This window comes from Echinicola strongylocentroti, assembly GCF_003260975.1.
Taxonomy (GTDB): Bacteria; Bacteroidota; Bacteroidia; order Cytophagales; family Cyclobacteriaceae; genus Echinicola; species Echinicola strongylocentroti.
The window spans coordinates 1372995-1392978 of sequence record NZ_CP030041.1 but is presented as its reverse complement, the minus strand read 5'-3'; the positions used below and the strand labels follow the sequence as shown (position 1 = coordinate 1392978).

Annotated in this window: 15 protein-coding genes; 10 read left to right on the top strand and 5 right to left on the bottom strand. The window is 45.6% G+C overall.

The annotated features are described in order from the left end of the window. The first annotated feature begins 24 nt into the window (after positions 1-24). The 3 genes from DN752_RS05325 to DN752_RS05315 all read left to right on the top strand — a co-directional run bounded on the left by DN752_RS05325 (position 25) and on the right by DN752_RS05315 (position 5841). Entirely contained in the window at positions 25-2124 is a 2100-nt protein-coding gene (locus DN752_RS05325; RefSeq protein WP_162633124.1) for a T9SS type A sorting domain-containing protein, read from the top strand. 117 nt (positions 2125-2241) lie between these two features. Then, entirely contained in the window at positions 2242-4059 is a 1818-nt protein-coding gene (locus DN752_RS05320) for a sulfatase-like hydrolase/transferase (protein WP_112782990.1), read from the top strand. A gap of 3 nt (positions 4060-4062) precedes the next feature. Then, positions 4063-5841: an arylsulfatase gene (locus DN752_RS05315; RefSeq protein WP_112782989.1), complete on the top strand. Its 1779-nt coding sequence runs from the start codon at positions 4063-4065 to the stop codon at positions 5839-5841. Between the two features lie 11 nt (positions 5842-5852). On the opposite strand, the gene DN752_RS05310 is transcribed toward DN752_RS05315, so the two are convergent. From DN752_RS05310 to DN752_RS25130, 4 genes are all read right to left on the bottom strand, one after another. Next, the gene (locus DN752_RS05310) at positions 5853-7076 is read right to left on the bottom strand and encodes an NAD(P)/FAD-dependent oxidoreductase (protein ID WP_112782988.1); all 1224 of its coding nucleotides are present in this window, start codon (positions 7074-7076) and stop codon (positions 5853-5855) included. Positions 7077-7084: 8 nt separating this feature from the next. Next, positions 7085-7393, bottom strand: coding sequence for a 2Fe-2S iron-sulfur cluster-binding protein (locus DN752_RS05305; RefSeq protein ID WP_112782987.1), 309 nt, complete (start codon positions 7391-7393; stop codon positions 7085-7087). 115 nt (positions 7394-7508) lie between these two features. Further along, on the bottom strand, positions 7509-7853 hold the full coding sequence (locus tag DN752_RS25135) for a cytochrome P450 (protein WP_211324144.1): 345 nt from the start codon (positions 7851-7853) through the stop codon (positions 7509-7511). A gap of 5 nt (positions 7854-7858) precedes the next feature. Then, positions 7859-8659 (bottom strand): cytochrome P450, encoded by an 801-nt coding sequence (locus DN752_RS25130; RefSeq protein ID WP_211324142.1) that lies wholly within the window; start codon positions 8657-8659, stop codon positions 7859-7861. A 795-nt stretch (positions 8660-9454) separates the two neighbouring features. Here DN752_RS25130 and DN752_RS05295 point away from each other — a divergent pair. Continuing rightward, positions 9455-9787: a hypothetical protein gene (locus DN752_RS05295; protein ID WP_162633123.1), complete on the top strand. Its 333-nt coding sequence runs from the start codon at positions 9455-9457 to the stop codon at positions 9785-9787. Positions 9788-9842: 55 nt separating this feature from the next. Here DN752_RS05295 and DN752_RS05290 read toward each other — a convergent pair whose 3' ends face one another. Beyond that, entirely contained in the window at positions 9843-10685 is an 843-nt protein-coding gene (locus DN752_RS05290; protein ID WP_112782985.1) for an AraC family transcriptional regulator, read from the bottom strand. A 193-nt stretch (positions 10686-10878) separates the two neighbouring features. Between DN752_RS05290 and DN752_RS05285 the strand changes: the two genes are divergently transcribed. From DN752_RS05285 to galB, 6 genes are all read left to right on the top strand, one after another. Beyond that, entirely contained in the window at positions 10879-12000 is a 1122-nt protein-coding gene (locus tag DN752_RS05285; protein WP_112782984.1) for a Zn-dependent alcohol dehydrogenase, read from the top strand. Further along, complete coding sequence (locus DN752_RS05280; protein WP_317048522.1) at positions 11997-12824, top strand: alpha/beta hydrolase; 828 nt, start codon at positions 11997-11999, stop codon at positions 12822-12824. Before DN752_RS05285 ends, DN752_RS05280 begins: the two co-directional genes overlap by 4 nt. A 26-nt stretch (positions 12825-12850) precedes the next feature. Further along, the gene (locus DN752_RS05275) at positions 12851-15148 is read left to right on the top strand and encodes an FdhF/YdeP family oxidoreductase (protein WP_112782982.1); all 2298 of its coding nucleotides are present in this window, start codon (positions 12851-12853) and stop codon (positions 15146-15148) included. A 334-nt stretch (positions 15149-15482) separates the two neighbouring features. Then, positions 15483-15764, top strand: a complete 282-nt coding sequence (locus tag DN752_RS24395; protein WP_162633122.1) for a hypothetical protein — start codon at positions 15483-15485, stop codon at positions 15762-15764. Positions 15765-16326: 562 nt separating this feature from the next. After that, positions 16327-17316, top strand: a complete 990-nt coding sequence (locus DN752_RS05265) for a LamG domain-containing protein (RefSeq protein WP_211324140.1) — start codon at positions 16327-16329, stop codon at positions 17314-17316. Between the two features lie 178 nt (positions 17317-17494). Then, a complete protein-coding gene (gene galB, locus DN752_RS05260; RefSeq protein ID WP_112782980.1) occupies positions 17495-19978 on the top strand; it encodes a beta-galactosidase GalB in 2484 nt (827 codons plus the stop codon). Positions 19979-19984: the final 6 nt, after the last annotated feature.

The window sequence follows — 19984 nt, the reverse complement described above, 5'->3', positions numbered from 1 at the left end:
ACAATAACCAAAACAAAATAACCTATGTTCACAAAATTACGATATGCCCTTTATGTGGGGTGTTTTCTCTTTTCGTCATCCCTGTCATGTCTAGCGCAAACGCAAGTCACATTTGACCCCACCTGTCAGCGGTACATTAATGATATCAGTACGTTGGATCGCAGCAAATACTTTACTATCCACTCTTCGGGAAATGACCCTGAACATGCTGCACTGTATGAAGAGTATGGCGTAGGGCAGGGCAGGGGATTTTGGGCGGCATTTTCTGCCGCAAAACAGCAAACCGGGGAGGTGGCAGCATATCCAGCACCAAAATCCGGCGAGGTGTCACTATTGCCGGTCACACGGAAAATAGGTACAGAGCACCCTTATAATGTTTTTGTGGACGGAATGGATGTGGAAGTAGCGGCAGATTGGGCAGTGAATTATTTTACTTATTGGGTGGACAAGGAGGCAAGGCCGGAATTTTTTGAGGTGATGAATGAGCCTTTTGTACATGCCAAGGATTTTTACGAAGGCGGCTGGGACAATGCAGAAAATATCCGCATCAAAAAGCAGATGGCAGCGCTATATGGAAAAGTGGGAGAGCGATTTGACCAATCCCCTGCCTTGTCAAATATGAAGGTGATAGGGTATTCCAGTGCATGGCCTTCATTGGAGCTTCAGGACTTTGGCCATTGGAACGAAAACATGAAGATGTTTATGGATGTGGCAGGAGAGCATATGGACGCTTTTGCCACACACCTATATGATGGTGTGAATGTAGAAGGGCAGGATAACAAAAGAAGTGGCAGTAATGCGGAAGCTATCCTTGACCTGATCGAAAACTATAGCTATATCAAATGGAACAAGGTAAAGCCCCATGCCATTTCCGAATATGGTGCCATAGAAAAAGGTTACGGTGAAAATTACAGTGACTTGGCCAGTATCCAGACCATAAGGTCCATAAACCATATATTATTCGGCCTGCTGGAGAGGGAAGACTTGATGGAGATTTCTATCCCTTTTATCACAGGAAAGGCAGAATGGCACATCAATGAAGCAAACAATTACCAGCCCTATCAGGCGGTGCTTTGGAAGCCAACCAATATAGGAGAGCCTGACCCCGCCGGATGGGAGTATACTCCTAGGGTAAATTTTTACGAACTTTGGAAAAACGTCAAGGGCCAACGGGTCTGGATAAAATCGGATAATCCAGACGTCCAAGTCCAAGCATTTAAGGACAGCAATGTACTGTACCTTGCTTTTAATAACTTGGATGATCTACCCCAAGATGTGATGCTGGAAGGTATTTCTCTTCCAGAAATCAATCAGATTACAGCCAAAAGTCTCAAAATCTATCCAGATAAAGCCCACGAGATGCTGATCGAACAGTGGGAGAGTCTACCGCAATCCTTACGTCTCATCGCAGGAGAGACAGTGGTGCTGGAAGTGGACATGAACGCGGCCCCTGAAGTGGCCAACACCATGGTCTCCAAAAAATATTATACGGAAAATTACCTAGAAGCTATTTCGGCAAATGCCCCTGTTATTTATTCCTTTGATGGGGTAGAGAAGAAGGCTGATGGATATGCCGTACTAAGAATGAGCATAGGGCGAAAGCACGATAAGAGCAAGCAGCCGACAGTCAAAGTCAACGATAAAATCGTGCAGGTCCCTGACAATTGGAAAGGATATGACCAAGCCAATCGCGATGACTTTTTTGGCATGATCGAAATCCCCGTTCCTTATGCATTTATAAAAGACCAAAATCAGGTGGAAGTTACATTCCCTGATTCGCAGGGACATATTAGTTCTTTGATACTGCAAGTACATAGTTTTGAACATCCACGGGAAAATGTAATTGTAGGAATGGAGAACAAGACCAAATTCAATTCCGAGGGATTTAGGTTCTATCCCAACCCAGTTGGCAAAACGCTGTCCATATCGTGGGAGGGAGAGTTTGTAGATGCCTCACCCATGGTGGATATCTATTCCCAAGAAGGTACTGAGGTACAAATCTCCGAACCAACGATTTTATCGAGAAAGGTGCTTGTCGATATGGGAACACTTTCTCCTGGGCTCTATACAGCATATATCCAGATCGGTGATGTGGCAGGGTATGGAAAGATCATCAAGCGTTAGCAATTGGATGTGGCAGGAAGGCCCCAAGAGAGCGGAAAGGGTGTGTTTCCTGTGAGCATACATGCCCTTTTTATAAAGCGCACATGGTCACCTTTTGAAGTTTTAAAAAAATAAAGTATGAAGACGTTACTGTATACATTGGTTTTGATATTAACGGTATTTTCAAAACAGGCATTTGGACAGGATTCTAGGCAATCTCCAAATGTCCTGTGGATCATTACCGATGATCAGCGGTATGATGCGGTGAGGGCCTTCAATAGGATTTTGCATGATCGTGAAATGAGTGAGCTAGGGTATGTGGAGTCGCCAAATATCGACCAATTGGTAGCCGAAGGGACTACTTTTATCAATACCTATTGTCAATCCCCCGGGTGTGCACCATCAAGGGCAGCCATGCATTTTGGCAGGTATCCACATAAGTCCGGCGTGTATGAATTTGAGTACCATAATAATCTTGCCGACCATGTATCACCTACTTTGCCAGAGCAGATGCAAGACCTGGGCTATCAGACGCTTCACATTGGTAAGCTGGGAGTAAGGCTAAAAACAAAAGGTGAAAACCGAATGGTGCCTGCTCCCATCTATCAGACGAGTATCGATTCGAAAACCTTGGCGAAGGAAGGCTTGTGTGATTGGGGCAAAGACTGGATTTTTCAAATGAATGGACAGCGGCTCGATGAACCGTTCAGAAGCGTGGAGTTTTTTGTGAACTCGGAAGGAGAGGTGGAATATTGTTCACTGGAGATGGAAGAGCAGGGGTACAGCCCTTCAGGAACGGCCCTAGCTACGGTAAGCAAATACGACCTGCTGAGGCATTATAATGAAAAAAAAGGCAAGTCCATCGCATCAGGGATGATCCTTTCGGGGGTAAGTCCCCGTGAGGCAGGGTTTACAAGGGACGGGTATTATGTCAAGGCTTTGGCAAACTATTTGGCGGCTCCGAATGGTGAGTTTAGCATGGGCGATTTGACTTTTGGAGGAGTGGATCCCGACAAGCCTTTGTTCTGTAATTTAGGTTTTGATTTTCCGCATACGCCAGTCTTGCCTCCTGAGGATTATAGAAAACGCTTTGAAAAACAGCATTACAATATCCCTGATTTTGACGAAGAGGAGTGGGACAAGTTGCCCGACCAAATAAAAAGACAAGTTACCAATGGGTATTCAGATCATTTTTCAGAAGAAGAAAAACAAAAGATGACACAGGATTACTATGCTTTTTGTGCTTACGGGGATGCCTTAATTGGTGAGGCAGTAGCCGATTTTAAATCCTATAGCAAAAAGCACAACCAAGAATGGATGATCTTCTTGGTCTGCGGTGATCATGGCTGGAAACTGAATGACCACGGGTCGGTTTCCAAGTTTAGCCCCTGGGAAGTGGATACCCATAATCCAGTGGTGGTGATCTCATCGGACAAGGAAGCTTTTCCAGCAGGAAAAGTGGTCCATGATTTTAGCGAATTTGTAGATATTGCTCCGACAATTTTGGCTGCGGGAGGAGCAGACTTGGAGCAAAAAAGATACGCCTATCTCGATGGATATGACCTTAGCAAGGTAGCAGACCAATCCCTACCGGCCAGGGAATATATTATCGGTGAGAGTCATGCCGTCACAGGCCCAAGGGCATACATCCGCACAGAAGAGTTCCTTTTTTCCATGCAGATCAGACCCGACAAAGTCCGCGGCAAAGAGATGAATTGGGCAAAAAGTGCTTCCTATGAAGATATAGACCCTTCATTGTACCATTACAGTGTGGATCCTAAAGAGAAAAATGAACTGGCTTTTGATCCAGCCTACAGAGAAGTAGCTGACCGATTGAGAAAACTGTTAGTCTCCGAAGTACTTGGTGAAGACCGGGTGGAAGTAGACTGGGGAGGTCTGAAGGCAGACGGAACCACCATATTCAGTAACCATAAAGACGATAATATTAACCCTTAAGCTATGAATGCTATTATACGCTACTCCATCATTCTATTTAGTCTAGTGACCTATCCGGCCCTTGGCCAAGAGGATGAGCGTCCCAATGTGATTCTTATCCTTACCGACGACCAAGGAATAGGAGACTTGGGATGTCATGGAAATCCATGGCTAAAAACCCCCAATATTGACCGGTTTTATTCTGAGGCGGTGCGGCTTACTGATTTTCATGTCAGTCCCCTGTGCACACCAACCCGCTCCTCGATTATGACGGGACAATATCCCATTCACAATGGTACCTGGGCCACCTATAAAGGAAGGGACATGCTGCCTCCCAATACCAGCACCATGGCAGATATCTTTCAGGCCAATGGGTACCAGACCTCCATGTTTGGTAAGTGGCATTTGGGGGATAATTATCCTTCGAGACCTACTGATATGGGTTTTCAGTTTGCAGTGCACCATAAAGCTGGAGGTGTCGGGGAGCTTTCGGATTATTGGGGCAATAGTTACTTTGATGATACGTATTATGTCAATAATGAACCCGAAAAGTTTGAAGGGTATTGTACGGATGTTTGGTTTGGCCAAACCATGGACTATATCAGGTCGCATCAAGAGGATCCGTTTTTTGTTTACCTCGCCACCAATGCCCCCCACTCTCCCCATATCGTAGCGGATGAATATGCAGACCCCTATCGGGATTTGGAAGAAAAAGGTGAAATCGTAAACGCTAATTTTTATGGGATGATCGCCAATATAGATGAGAATATGGGAAAATTGGAGGCTTTTCTGAAGGAAGAAGGCTTGTATGAAAATACCATCGTGATCTATATGTCCGACAATGGAAGTGCCGCTGGCATCAGTCCCGACGGTAAAACAGGGTATAATATGGGTTTTAGGGGCAAAAAGGGCCATCCAACAGAGGGTGGGCATCGCGTGCCTTTTTTTATTCGATGGCCTGATCGTGGCATTATGGGAGGAACAGATGTCAACAGTCCTTCACAGCATGTCGACCTGATACCGACCTTGGCAGGCTTATGTGACTTGGAGATACCGAACGATAAGCCACTTGATGGCAGGGACATTTCCCCGTTGTTGACCGGACGGGAGGATGAAATAGACGATGAGACACTTTTTATTCATCATAACCAAGACTGGCGAGTGCCCAGACCAGTGACCGGTACATGTATCATCAATGGAAAGTGGAGGCTGGTAGATGGCAGGTCCTTGTATGATGTCAGCCAAGATCGCTATCAAGCCCAGGATCTTTCTGGTGATTTTCCAGAGGTCAAAGCTCGATTATTGGCAGAGAATGCGGCTTTTTACGAGCAGGCCTCCCAAAAAAGTGCGTTTAGGGAAATACCTGTGAATATAATTGGCCATTCGGATCAGCAAGAAGTTACGTTAACCATCCAGCATGCGATAGGGGAGAGCAGTGGGATATGGAAAAGTGAACAAGTAGCCCAAGGAATGAAAAACACCAATAATAAGCATGCCATTCAGGTAGCCTCGGAGGGACGTTATAGGATATCCTGTTACCGGTGGCCCAAGGAATGCCCAGGGACTATTTGGGGCACTCCCGACCAAAACCCAAAAGGTCAATTCAGTTATTTGCCCATAAAACCAGAAAAAGTAAAAATATCCATTGCCAACCAAATGATGGAAAAGGAAATAGATGCGTCAATGATCGCGGTGGATTTTGATGTTTATCTGGAGAAGGGGAAGACGTTTTTGGTGAATGAATTTGTAGAAGGTGCAGCATCGTATGGAGTGTACTACACCTACATTTCCAAACTAGAGTGAGGCATGAGCAGTCACTTTTTGAGAGGGATTTCAGGATTGGCAAGTTCGTCAGGATGGAGTTGTCTGGCTTCTTTTAAGTACCGGGTACCCAGTACATAAGCTTTTGCATGGTTTATGGCATCGACGGCCAATAGTTTCCCTTCTTTGAAATACCAGACAGCTTGTTTTTGAGGCTGCTCTTTTTCTATTCTGTGTACTACTTGATCGTAGCCATGGTTCAGGCCGGCTATTTGTAATTTGGTCTCATATTGGTCAGACCAGAACCAGGGAATACTGTTGTAAACAGCAGGGTTGCCCGTAATGTTTGCTGCGGCTATTTTGGCTTGGTCCACTGCATTCTGTACCGACTCCAGTCTAATGACCTTGGAGGAAGGTTGGTGGATAAATGATGCACAGTCCCCAATGGCAAATATGTCAGGAGTAGAGGTTTCGCAATGTGCGTCCACCAAAATGCCATTTTCAATAGTTAGGCCGATGTTTTGGGCCAAGGCTGTGTTCGGACTTACCCCCACACCTACAATGACCATATCGGCTACAAAGCTATCGCCTGTATCCGAGTCAAGCTGGTATCTCCCATCGTGGAGGTGTTCGATATTGCTGATGTTTTGGCCAGTATGTATCTTTACCCCTGATTCTTGGTGAAGGGCAGTAAAGAAGGATGATGTTTCGGCTGCGGCCACCCTGGCCAGGATTCTTTTTTCCCGTTCCAAGAGGGTTATTTGATGGCCCATTTTGCGAAGGGAAGCGGCCATTTCCAGTCCTATATAACCTCCTCCCAAAACGACCACTTCCAGTTGGGACTTAGCATTGAGGAAGGATTTTATGGCAAGCGTATCTTCGGCAGACCTGAGGGGAAATATCCCTTCACCCACGGTCATACCGGGAAGGGCGGGAATTACCGCTGAGGCACCCGTGGCCAATACGAGGTAATCGTAATGGATACTGTGATTACCTTCCAAGTGGACCTCATGATGTTGGCTATCAATATGCAGGACCCGTCTGCCCAACAGCAACTCGACTTTCGCTTCCGCATAAGCTTCTGCTGATTTTAGGCAATAGTCAGCTATATCTTTATCCTCATTGAGGAAAGATTTAGACAAGGGCGGACGGTGGTAAGGAAGCAGGTCGGTCGATTCGATTAACTGGATCTTCCCCTCGAAGCCTTCTTTTCTCAGTGCAAAGGCACAGTTGACGCCAGCATGACTGGCACCGATAATGACAGCTGTTTTGCTCATGGTACGGTTCAGTTGGCTACTTTGACGGTGATCTGGTCAGGTAGTGATGAGATAGGTACCTGACAGGCCAATCGGCTGTAGGGGGACACATTGTCTTCCAGCTCCAGCATTTCCTCTTCTATTTCGCCAGGGCCACCGACTGTTTCGAAATCTTCAGGAGTAAGGTGGATATGGCAGGTCGCACAGCTGCACACACCACCACAATCACCTTCGATGCCTTCGATATTGTTGGCTATGGCCAGCTCCATAAGGTTTCCAGAGCTGGCAGTTGCTGTTTTTGCTTCTTCTTTTTGGGTGATATATGTGACTTTTTTCATACAGTTTTTGCTGGTATTGGTGATGATATAGGTAGTGATGGATAAGTACAGGTCTGTTTCGGCAGTGAGTCCATATGGCCAATGAAACAGATCATGTCAATAGCTTTTTGAAGGATTAAGAGAATTTCATCTCCAATCGGTCATAGCCTACTTTTCTTTTAAATTCCCCCCAATCTTCGATATTACTATCTCCTTTGACCATTTGCAGTTTCACGTCCATTTCGGCCAAGACGGATAGTAGTGTCCTGAGAACCTGCCGTGCATGGGTGGCTCCCAGGCATTTGTGGATGCCAAAGCCAAAGCCCACATGAGGGTTTAGTTTTCTTTCCAGATCGATGGTGTTCGGGTTTTCAAAAGTCTTTGGGTCCCTATTGGCAGAAGCCCAGCATAGGGAGACCCTACTATCTGCTTTGATCGCATGTTCGCATACTTCAGTATCTTCGGTAGCCACTCTTCCCATATGTGTCAGGGGGAGAAGTACCTGACCAATTCCTCTACGGCTGTATTGAGCATGGTTGGGTCTTCCTTGATGGCAGGAAGGGCTTTGGGATTGCTGGACAGATAGGCCAAAGTATTGGTGACAGCGTTGATTACTGTATCCCTGCCACCGGCGAATGTCAGGATCATGACCCCTTTTACCTCTTCTTTGCTGAGCTTTTTGCCTTCTATTTCACTATTGAGCAAAATACTGTACAGGTCATCTCCCGGGTTGGATAGGGCTTGCTCGGTTTGACTGTCGATATAGTCGTAGAGGATTTTTGCTTTATCCCCGTCCACGGGATTGTCCTCGCTTCTGAATACATGCGTCCCCCATGATATCCACGTTTCTGCTTCCTCCATTGGCACATTAAGGAGCAAGGTCAATGCGCGGGATTGTAGTTTTAGGGCAATGTCATTGACTATTTCCACTTGGGTCTTGGACCTGGCCTCCTGTACAAGCCCTCTGATTATTTCACTAAGTTGGGCTTTATAGGTGTCCTTTTCAGGCCTTCTAAACCAATCTTCCAATAAGTCCCGGTATGGACGGTGCATGGGAGGATCCACCTCAAAGGGGATCTGCCGTGTACTTCGGATGTTTACTTCAGAGGGTACGACTATTCGGCCAGGCTGTGCACCAGATTGGAAGGTTTGTGTGTTCTTGGCTGTTTTTCTAACGTCTCTCAGCCTCAATAACATGGTGACAGGGTCATTCTGGTCCTCTACTTTTCCATATCCACGTTGCTCTCTGGCTCCCTCAAAGGGATCGGGTAATTCAAACTTCTCCATTTTTTTGCCTTTTCGGGTTTCACCTTAGGATAATGCAATAGGTTAATTGCTGTTATACAAATGTGAGAAGAATACGCTTTCTCTTCTTCCTGTTTTTTGTTTGATTTATATGCTATTATGTTTGTAAATGATTTGATATATATGTAATGATGACCGAAAAGAATATATTTAACCCGGATTATGCGTTAGGAATCGTAGTGAGAGCTGAAATTGCAAGAAAATCAGTTAGTTTGGAGGCATTAGCGTAGCACCGCTACGGTAATGCCGAAAACTAAAGTGAAACGGCTGATTTTGAAGCAGTTCCAGGTCGTGACAGATAGGCTAATGCATATTCCGGGTTTAATGCCGTTTAGTTAGTGTGTGTCTGGAAAATATGGGTTCTATATTTTTCCCTTGGGCAGTTATTTTTCTAGCTAAATTCCTAGGTGGTTTTCATCCCTTTACCTTTGTTACTTTTTTGCTTCAGGTCAAAAAAGTAACCAAAAAACCCCGCCGCTGTGCATCTATTGGCCTAAAATTAAAGCCTCCCCTCATGCAGGCAAACTCCTCCTTTTTTAGCTGCCAACATTCTTTTTGGCTAGTATTTCGTCAAACAAGCCTGCCTTCTTGCCCACCCGCTTTTTAATTTCTTAACGCCCAATACCTGCAAGGCGGATCCGATTAATAAGTTTCTTATGGATAAATTATCATCATTATTCCATGTAGTGGTATATTTTCTTAAGTAACCAAGTTGAGCCAGAACTATAAGTCCCCCTGAGCCAAAAAAGGTGTTGTTTCCATATGACGGCCCTTGGTATGCCTGTTTTCCAGCCGATGGTGGAGGCCGTTAAGAAAGTGAGTTGGCTCGCGTCGTGGAACAGCGAGACCCACTCACTTTTAGGCCGTAGCCATCGGGTGGAAATTAAAATGGGTGACGGATCTCGGTCGCAGGGTAAATCCATGTTCCATTTTAAAAGGCATACCACCGGCCTAGATTTTTTTCTTTCTTTTTTCATCAATAGCCTGCCCCGAAGGCTTTCGGGGGAAAAAAGGAAAAGGATAAAATCCACCAAGATGATCAGGTTTCCCCCGCCAAAGTCAATCAAAAAAAGGACTTTTAGGTATATGAAAAGAAGGAAATCCCCTTAACTAAACGGCATTGATTCCGGGTTTAATCTTAATTTATAAGATGTCATGGAGTGATTCAGATCCTTTGAAACATCTTTCTGAATTCCAGAGGAGTGTGTTTTTTGAATTTTTTAAACTGCTTATAAAAAAATGCCAAGCTCTCATAGCCGCACTCAAAAGCAATCTCTGTCATTTGCTTGTCCGTTTCCAAGATCACTCTGCTGGCGATATTGATCCTGTACTCATTGAGAAACACAAAAAAGGGTTTTTTCCAAGTCTTGCTGAAAAACCTGGAAAATGACTGTTCACTCATATGTAAATGATCAGCGATGTCCTTTAGCTTGATTTTCTCTTGGTAATGGTTATTGACGTACTGCTGGACTGCTTGGAGCCTGTCGTTGGTGTCATGGCTAAGGTCGGAGCTGTAAGATGAGCCGGCCAGTTTTTTGAATTGGCCTTTATTGGTCATCAGGTCCAGAAGCCCCACCATTGCCTGGTACTTGTCCAAGCCTGTACTGTGAAGGACTGCCTGCATAGCTCTTAAAATGTCCTCCTTGGCGTCTGGTAAAAAGTACAAGCCCCTTTCGGCATCTTTATGTAGTTGCCTGATCTTTTCAAACCAAGGTAGTTCAGGGATGATTTCTTCCCTCCATTGGAGGACAAGGGACCTGCTTGATTGGTGCTCACTGCGTTCATTTTTCCAGCAGTGGGGTAAGTTTTTGCCCAGCATTACCAAGTCACCAGGTTGATAGTCAGATATATTGTTTCCTACGTACCTGATCCCAGAACTCTCCATGATGTATGTCAGCTCAAACTCGGGATGAAAATGATACGGAGTTTCGAAGTCCTTTTTATTATAACTGAAGGAGAGAACTGGATCCTGCTCCTCCAAGAGGACTTTTTCTAGAATTGCTTTCATATGAATATGCTAAAAGGTACTTCAAATATAGGTAAATATTTATTTGGTAACATAATAGTGTATAATATGGTCAAAATAAGGGAAGATTATGCCGTGTATAGATGGCAAGTTTGTATTGCTCAATCGAGAAGCAGCGTAAGGCCAACACTCCGATTTGGCTCAAGTAAAACAGGAACTAAAAACAGTGTGATAGATGAACAACAGTATAATGTCCAAGGCAGCAATAGCCACAGGAGATGGAGCGTTTATAATCAGTGATATCCAAGTGGGAGCACCAGGGGCTGATGAGGTATTGGTAAAGATGAAAGCGGCAGGATTGTGCCATACTGATTATGATTCCCTTACTTGGGGAAAACCCATAGTCATGGGCCATGAGGGAGCTGGAGAGGTAGTGGCCTGTGGAGAAGGTGTGACGGGCCTCAAAAAGGGGGATCCGGTACTGCTCAACTGGGCCACTCCTTGTATGCACTGCTTTCAATGCCAAGAAGGTAATCAACACATCTGTGAGAACAACTCTCCCGTGACAGCGGGGGGAAATGGATACACTCCTGGACATGCCACACTTTCTTCCACTACCTGGAAGGGGCAAGCGATAGAGAGGTCATTTAATATCGGAACCTTGTCGGAATACACGTTGGTAAAATCCAGCGCATGTGTAAAAATGGACAAATCGATTCCATTTACTTCGGCGAGTATCCTGAGCTGTGGCGTGATGACGGGCTATGGTTCTGTGGTGAATTCCGCAAGGTTTCAGGCCGGGAGTTCGGCGGTGGTTTTGGGTACCGGAGGGGTTGGTCTGAATGTCATCCAAGCATGTAAGATCGCTGGAGCCTCTCATATTGTGGCGGTGGATATCAATCCCCAGCGCCTTCAGATGGCCCGGGAGTTTGGCGCAACGGATACCATCCAAGCTTCAAAAGAAGACCAAGGGTTGACCCAAGTGGCGAAAGAGGTAAAGCAACTGTTTGGGGGAAGAGGTGCTGATTATGCATTTGAATGCACCGCCATTCCAGCCTTGGGAGCGGCTCCCTTGGCGATGATAAGAAATGCGGGTACGGCTGTACAAGTAAGTGGGATCGAGGAGGAGATTACCATAGATATGCGGCTTTTTGAATGGGACAAGATCTATATCAATCCTCTTTATGGGAAATGCAGGCCAGCCATCGATTTCCCAAAATTGTTTAGCTTATATACCAAAGGTGACCTGATGCTAGACGAAATGATCACCAATACCTATCCGCTTTCAGCGCTGGACCAAGCAATGGCTGATATGATAGAAGGGAAAAATGCAAAAGGTGTGGTAACTTTTGAATGATGAAAAAATCACAATTTAGAACAACCGAAAATTCCGATGCCTATTCGATGGATGGCCTTCGTTTTTTGACGGTAAAGAGCCAAAATCTAGAAGGAAGGGCCGACATCTGTTTGTATGTGCCCGAGGGGAAGTACACTGACCTTCCGATGGTCACCTTGCTCCATGGTGTCTATGGGAGCGCTTGGGTCTGGGCGCTTAAGGCTGGTGCTCATTTGGTGCTGGAGGAATTGATCCAGCAAAACCAAATAGCTCCTATGGGACTGGTAATGCCTTCGGATGGTTTGTGGGGGGATGGATCGGCTTATTTGACACACCATGGCAAAAGTTTCGACAAATGGATTTCGGAGGAAGTACCTCTGGCGGCCATAGAAAATTTCGAATGCTTTTCGCCTCATTCTCCCCGTTTTATCGCCGGGCTTTCCATGGGTGGCTTTGGCGCCATGAATATAGGAGCGAGGTACGGTGAGCGGTACAGCGGGATATCAGGTCATAGTTCCATAACGGATATTGATCAAATGACCCTGTTTGCCGAGGAAAGCTGGACAGACAGAAATTCCTTGGCTGGTGAAGGAAATGTGTTTAAATTGATGCAGCAGAACAGGGATACCCTTCCTCCTTTGCGGTTTGATTGTGGAGTGGATGATGAATTGTTATCGGCGAATAGGTTACTCCATCGGCAACTGGATGAGCTTGGGGTCAAGCATGATTACCAGGAGTTTTCGGGGGGGCATGAATGGTCCTATTGGAACAGCCATTTAAGGGATACATTATTGTTTTTTGATACGCTACTAAGCCGCGCATCAGAAGCGCCAAGAGAATACTAAATTACCATTCAAAATACCAAGAGTCAATGAAGCCAGGCCCATATCGACAAGTATCTATTACAGGACCCGTGGAGCCTGATGGAGGGGATGTCAGTGCCCCTAAGGAGTTTGCGGCGGGTGTGCCGGCCATTAAAGTAGCCTTGGAGCATGCGCTGAAGGAGATGGGCCTTGCCCGGACGTCCTCTACGCTTATCCAATTGAACCAAAAGGAAGGCATAGACTGTCCCGGGTGTGCCTGGCCAGACCCAGAAAAGAGAAGTAAGCTTGGTGAATTTTGCGAAAACGGTGTAAAGGCCATTGCTGAGGAAGCCACCACCGAAAGAGTGGGAAGGGAATTTCTAGAGCAGTTTTCGGTAGAGGAAATGTCCCAATGGTCAGATTATAAAATTGGCAAAAGCGGAAGGCTCACCCATCCCATGATCCTGAAGCCAGGAAGTTCCCATTATAGCACCATCTCCTGGGAAGAGGCATTTACCGTAATTACCGATCACCTTAAAAAACTGGACCATCCCGATGAGGCCATATTTTATACCTCGGGGCGTTCGAGTAATGAGGCAGCTTTTTTGTATGGACTTTTTATAAGGGCTTTTGGCACCAATAATATGCCCGACTGCTCCAATATGTGTCATGAATCATCTGGTGTGGCATTGACAGAGACACTGGGTATAGGGAAGGGGTCCGTGACATTAGAAGACATGTACCATGCCGAGGTCATCATGATATTGGGACAAAACCCCGGCACCAATCACCCTCGGATGCTATCTGCACTGGAAAAATGCAAGGAAAATGGTGGGAAGATCATAGCGGTAAACCCCCTTAAAGAAGCAGGGCTGTTACGGTTCAAGAATCCCCAAAACATGGCTGGACTGCTCGGAAAAGGCACGGGACTGGCAGACCTGTACCTTCAGGTCAGGATCAACCAAGACGTGGCCTTGTTAAAGCTGATCATTAAAAAATTAGCCATCCTCGATGAGGAGCAAAGGGCCGTTTTTGATTGGGAATTTATCAGGAAGAATACGCATGGCCTAGAGGAAATGTTGGTAGACCTGAACAGGTATGCTCAGGAAGACCTTTTGGAGCTGTGCGGAGTGGCCGAGGCCGAGGTAGACCAAGCCGTGGAATGGTTGGCAAATGGAAAAAGGGTGATTGTCTGTTGGGCAATGGGTCTGACACAGCATAAAAACGGAGTGGATAATATTCAAGAATGTGTGAACTTATTGTTGCTAAAAGGAAGTATCGGTAAGCCTGGCGCGGGGACATGTCCTGTACGTGGCCATAGTAATGTCCAAGGAGACCGCACGGTGGGCATTACCCATCACGTATCCACTAAGCTTAATGCGGCGTACAAGCGTGTGTTTGGTTTTGATCCACCGACAAAAGAGGGATTGGATGTGGTGCACTCGATCAAGGCCATGTACGAAAACAAGGCCAAGGTTTTTATTGCCTTGGGAGGCAATTTTGTGTCCGCAGCAAGCGACACGGAGTATACGGCACAAGCCCTACAAAACTGTGATTTAACGGTTCAGGTCAGCACCAAACTAAACAGGAGCCACTTGGTAACGGGAAAGACGGCACTCATCCTACCTACCCTGGGACGTACGGAAATGGACCAAAAGGGAGACAAGAAGAGGTATGTTACCGTGGAAAATAGCATGGGAAGGGTTCATCGCTCCCGAGGGAGTTTAGCTCCTTCATCATCAATGCTAAAAAGTGAACCGGAAATAATAGCCGGAATCGGGGCTGCTTTTTTTGGCACCAAAACGGCGATAGACTGGAAGGAGTTGGGAGCCGATTATGGATTGATCAGAGAAAAAATAGCTGCGGTATTTGATGGTTTTTCTGGCTATTCATCTAGGTCTGCCCAAGGCGGTTTTGACTTGCCCAATAACGCAAGGGAAGGAGATTTTTCAGGCCTTCCAAATGGGAAAGCATCGTTTAGCATCTGCAAACTTCCCAACCATCAATTGACCTCAGCTAAGTATTTATTGATGACCATTAGGTCCCATGATCAATTTAACACCACCATCTATGCCCTTAACGACCGCTATAGAGGAGTGTTTGGAGAGCGGCGGGTACTTTTTATGAATCATGGCGATGCCAAAAGGGAGGGCTTGGAGAAAATGGACCGGGTCGATTTGGTAAGCCGATACGATGGTCAGGTCCGAAAGGCGGAAAATTTCTTGGTGGTGCCTTATGACATACCTAGGGGCAATTTGGCTGCTTATTTCCCAGAAACGAATATCCTGGTGCCGAATGCACATTTTGCTGATAAAAGCAATACCCCAATCAGTAAGTCAATCGAGGTGGATATTATAAAAAAGTAAGGTTATATATGATTTACAGTGGGTAGCGTTTACGTTGTTTGTGCACTGCCAGCGTGATATTCATCTCATCACCTTTGTCACTTTTTTGCTGCAGGTCAAAAAAGTGACCAAAAAACCCCGCCGCTGTGCATCTATTGGCCTAAAATTAAAACCTTCCCTCATGCAGGCAAACTCCTCCTCTTCTAGCAGCCAACATTCTTTTTGACTAGTATTTCGTCAAACAAGCCTGCCTTTTTGCCCACCCGCTTTTTAATTTCTTAACGCCCAATACCTGCAAGGCGGATTCAGTTAATAAGTCCCAAAAAGGTATCGCTTCCTTATTACGGCCCTTGGTATGTCTGTTTTTCAGAAGGTGGTGGAGGCCGTTAGGAAAGGGAGTTGGCTCGCGTCGTGGAACAGCGAGACCCACTCACTTTTAGGTCGTAGCCACCGGATGGAAATTAAAATGGGTGAGGGGTCATCGTCGCAAGGGAAATCCATGTCCCATTTTAAAAGGCATACCACCGGCCTAGATTTTTTTCTTTCTTTTTTCATCAATGGAAAAAAGGAAAAGGATAAAATAAACCAAGATGATCAGGTTTCCCCAGCCAAAGTCAATCAAAAAAGGGCGACATAGGTACATAAAAGCGGGGATACTCTTAACTAAACGGCAATGATCTCCTCTAACTTCGGAAAGCCTTTATATCGTGGGTTTTGTATGGGTAGAGAGAGGGAGGTGTTGAACTGGACTTACAACCTGCATGAGGGGAATGCTCTTGGACACTTTCCTTATTGTGCCCTCCTATGTGCTTAATGTGGTTGCCAAATAAGTCAGTTACTTTATGTTACTTTTTTCGATGCAGTGGAATTAGGGTCAAAAAAACACCCGAAAAAACAATGCCTGAACATTTGATCTAATACTAAGAACATTTGAAGTAAAGGAAAGGGGAAATTAACCTGAATTTTAAGCTACAATAATTCCCAACACATTATAACCTAAAGATGAGCATGTTAAACTACCAATCGATTTTGACCTTTTTGGATACCTGTATGATGAATTTCGGAAAATTTGCACTGAAGTGCAGTCCGAGTTTTTTAGTACCTGAATATTGTCTGTATCCAGAAAATTTAAAGCGTGAATCTTGATCCATTTTTTGGTATTGGAAAATTAAAAACCCTAATAAATAACCCAAAACAACATGGAAAACACTATTAAACTACCCATTGGTGTACCCGTCTTCGGTGGACGGGTCAAATCTATCCTTTCTTTCGTTTTTTCGGCATCCATTATTGGAAGTTTGGTAGGCTGTACCTCTACAGGGGAGGAAATGCACGGTCATGACAACGAAGAGGATGTCGTTAGCATGACCATGGCCACTGGGCCATATTTTCAGTCAGGGGAAGACATTACCCCTTCTGGCAAAGTGTGGGAGTCAGTGGACAACATGTCTGACGAATTTTCGACCGCCACTATTGATACCGCCAAATGGCAATTAGAGCCAGTCGGTAATGGATGGAACTGGATAGGCAGGCCTCCTGGGCTGTTCCAGCCAGAAAATGTCTCTATTGAAAATGGGAAGATGACGGTGACCGTTGGGGTGCTCGATCAGCCCCAAACTATCAACGGTAAAGAATTTAAGTACAAAGGAGCCATCGTTCGGTCCAAAAACCCCGGGCAGGTGGGCTGGTATTATGAAACCAAAATGAAAGCCAACAAGACGGAGATGTCTTCGACGTTTTGGTTGATGACCAAATATGACTGCCATAAAAAGCTCGAGCTGGATATTCAGGAGTGCGTGGGAGTGGTCAGCCCAGATGCAGACCAGTGGGCCACTGGCTGGGACCGGATATTCCATTCCAACTGCATTCATAGACAGACGACCTGTGTGGACAAGTTACAGTTGCAGAATTCTGTCAAGCCCTTTACCGAAAACCACCAAAGGTATTTCGTTTATGCTGCTTGGTGGAAGTCCAAAGATGAAATCCAGTTTTTTTTGGATGGGAAATACGTGTATTCAATACATCCAGAAGTGGACTGGGACATGCCCGCCTTTTTGCAAATGGCCATAGAAACGTATGATTGGAATCCGGTACCAGCAAATGGTGGGGCAGTTGCCAGCGCACCGGTTTCCGACAGGAAAACCCAATATGAGTGGATCAGAACTTGGAAGCTGAACGATGCGCCCTAAACCTGATGCAGGGACCGACCTATCTGCGTGACTTTCCAGAGACTGTTTTACGGAGGATAGGCTTTAGCTTTCGATAAAAAATTAAGCGTGTGGAAAACCAAACCACCTTATTTTACCTCAGCAAAAGTGCGGGCAGGCCCTTTGGACTGTCTGCATTTTTCAATATAACCTTATCACTATGAAATACCTATTTACTACAGCTCTACTTAGTTTTATTCTGAGCTTTTTTATGTTGGACCGCCTTCAGGCGAAGGATATTTTGTTTAATAAAGATTGGAAGTTTTATAAAGGCAATGCAGCAACTGCCTCCCGAGCAGATTTTGATGATGACGAGTGGAGAAAGTTGGATTTGCCCCATGACTGGGCGATAGAAGGGCCATTTGATGAACAGTACAATGCACGTGCCGGAGGATTGCCCTTTCACGGTACTGGTTGGTATAGAAAGCACTTTTCCATGCCGGAAGCATCCAAGGGCAAAGCGGTAAGGCTGGAGTTTGAAGGAGCTATGTACAATGCCCATGTTTGGGTTAATGGCGAATTGGTCGGTAATCGTCCTTTTGGCTATATCGGTTTTGAATTTGATATCAGCAAATACCTGAAATATGATGGAAGTGATAATGTCATCGCAGTCAGGCTAAGCCCAGAAGACTTGTCATCCAGATGGTATCCCGGAGCTGGCATATACCGCTCCGTATGGCTAAAGGTAGACGAAAAAATCCACGTGGGACAGTGGGGTACCTACATCACCACTCCTACAGTAACTGATAAAAAAGCAGTAGTACAGCATGAAACGGTTATCCAAAATGATTCTGGCGATCCTGCCGAAGTAGTCGTGAAACAGACCTATTTTGATCCCAGTGGAAATCAAGTGGGGGAAGTAAGTGAGGAAGTGACCATCGCAGCAAATTCATCCGGATCCTCCGCGGTATATGCTGATATTCCATCACCGGAAAGGTGGGATTTAGCTACTCCCCATCTTTATAAAGCCATCACTACGGTGCTGGATAAAAACGGCCGTGTGATGGATGAATACAGCACTGCTTTCGGCATACGGACCATCAAATTTGACAAAGATGCATTCTACCTTAATGGAAGGAAAGTAAGGTTTAACGGTGTCTGCCTGCACCATGACAATGGAGCCTTGGGAGCGGCGGTTTACCGTAGGGCTGATGAACGAAAACTCCAGATCATGAAATCAATGGGAGTAAATGCCATCAGGACGAGCCATAATCCTCCTTCAAGGGAACTGCTGGAATTATGTGATGAAATGGGGCTGTTGGTGTTGGATGAGGCCTTCGACGTATGGAAAATGGAAAAAGTGGCCAATGGCTATAATAAATTCTTTGACGAGTGGGGAGCTACTGATATGAGGGATATGATTTTGCGTGACAGGAATCACCCTTCCGTGATCATGTGGAGTATTGGTAATGAAATCATAGAACAGCGGGATGCCAAAAATGGCTGGAAGGTGGCCAAAATGCTGCATGAAGTGTGTGCGGAGACCGATCCTACCCGTCCATCCACTATTGGTCTCAATTATTACCCCGCCCCCTATGATCATAATCTGGCCCAGCAAGTGGACATTACCGGGATAAATTACAAACCATCAAAATATAGCGAAATAAGGGGCAATTATCCGCAATTACCCATTTATGGCTCCGAAACGTCCAGTGTGACCAGTAGTAGAGGGGTGTATCACCTGCCGATAAAAAAATACACTACCCATGATTCCAAACAGGTGACCAGTTATGATTTGATAGGACCACCTTGGGCTTATCCACCAGATATAGAGTTTCACTTTCAGGAGCAAAACCCCTATGTAATGGGCGAGTTTATGTGGACAGGTTTTGATTATTTGGGTGAGCCGACTCCTTACGGAGGAAAGGATAATTCGACCAATGGTTATTGGAATGATGATTGGCCTGCAAGGAGTTCCTATTTCGGTGCGGTGGACCTATGTGGGTTCCCAAAAGACCGGTTTTATTTGTACCAAAGCCAATGGACGGAAGAACCCATGATCCATTTATTGCCCCACTGGAACTGGGAAGGAATGGAAGACGAGACTATCCCTGTGTATTGCTATACCAACTGCGATGAGGCAGAGTTGTTCTTGAACGGTGAATCACTGGGCAAGAAGGTAAAAGGAAAGGACAAGACACCGATAATAGTGGACTTTTTACGATATGAGCCCAAGACCTTTGCTTCCCCATATCGACTGAGCTGGGATGTGCCGTACCAAGCGGGTGAGTTGAAAGTAGTGGGCTATAAGGAGGGAAAAGCAATTCAGGAAAAGACGATCAATACGGCCGGAAAACCCGCCAGTATCTCTCTGAATGTGGATAGGACAGAGATCGATGCTGACGGCAGGGACTTAGCTTATGTGACTGTAAAGGTGACCGACAAAGATGGCAATACCTGTCCTATAGCGGATAACCTGGTGGAGTTTGAAGTGAAGGGAGAAGGAGAGCTTATCGCGGTGGATAATGGAGACCCCACGTCTGTTTCCCCTTTTCAGGCGGATTACAGAAAGGCCTTTAATGGGATGTGCTTAGCGATCATCCGGGCCACAGAGAAACCGGGAAATATCGAGCTGACGGCTACTTCCAAGTCCTTGAAAAAAGCCCAAGTAACTATTTCTACCAAGCCCCAATCCTCCAAATAGTATGAT

Coding starts and splice junctions, on each gene's coding strand:
- DN752_RS05325 (WP_162633124.1), top strand. CDS start 25: ATGTTCACAAAATTACGATATGCCCTTTATGTGGGGTGTTTTCTCTTT.
- DN752_RS05320 (WP_112782990.1), top strand. CDS start 2,242: ATGAAGACGTTACTGTATACATTGGTTTTGATATTAACGGTATTTTCA.
- DN752_RS05315 (WP_112782989.1), top strand. CDS start 4,063: ATGAATGCTATTATACGCTACTCCATCATTCTATTTAGTCTAGTGACC.
- DN752_RS05310 (WP_112782988.1), bottom strand. CDS start 7,076: ATGAGCAAAACAGCTGTCATTATCGGTGCCAGTCATGCTGGCGTCAAC.
- DN752_RS05305 (WP_112782987.1), bottom strand. CDS start 7,393: ATGAAAAAAGTCACATATATCACCCAAAAAGAAGAAGCAAAAACAGCA.
- DN752_RS25135 (WP_211324144.1), bottom strand. CDS start 7,853: ATGGGAAGAGTGGCTACCGAAGATACTGAAGTATGCGAACATGCGATC.
- DN752_RS25130 (WP_211324142.1), bottom strand. CDS start 8,659: ATGGAGAAGTTTGAATTACCCGATCCCTTTGAGGGAGCCAGAGAGCAA.
- DN752_RS05295 (WP_162633123.1), top strand. CDS start 9,455: ATGCCTGTTTTCCAGCCGATGGTGGAGGCCGTTAAGAAAGTGAGTTGG.
- DN752_RS05290 (WP_112782985.1), bottom strand. CDS start 10,685: ATGAAAGCAATTCTAGAAAAAGTCCTCTTGGAGGAGCAGGATCCAGTT.
- DN752_RS05285 (WP_112782984.1), top strand. CDS start 10,879: ATGAACAACAGTATAATGTCCAAGGCAGCAATAGCCACAGGAGATGGA.
- DN752_RS05280 (WP_317048522.1), top strand. CDS start 11,997: ATGATGAAAAAATCACAATTTAGAACAACCGAAAATTCCGATGCCTAT.
- DN752_RS05275 (WP_112782982.1), top strand. CDS start 12,851: ATGAAGCCAGGCCCATATCGACAAGTATCTATTACAGGACCCGTGGAG.
- DN752_RS24395 (WP_162633122.1), top strand. CDS start 15,483: ATGTCTGTTTTTCAGAAGGTGGTGGAGGCCGTTAGGAAAGGGAGTTGG.
- DN752_RS05265 (WP_211324140.1), top strand. CDS start 16,327: ATGGAAAACACTATTAAACTACCCATTGGTGTACCCGTCTTCGGTGGA.
- galB (WP_112782980.1), top strand. CDS start 17,495: ATGAAATACCTATTTACTACAGCTCTACTTAGTTTTATTCTGAGCTTT.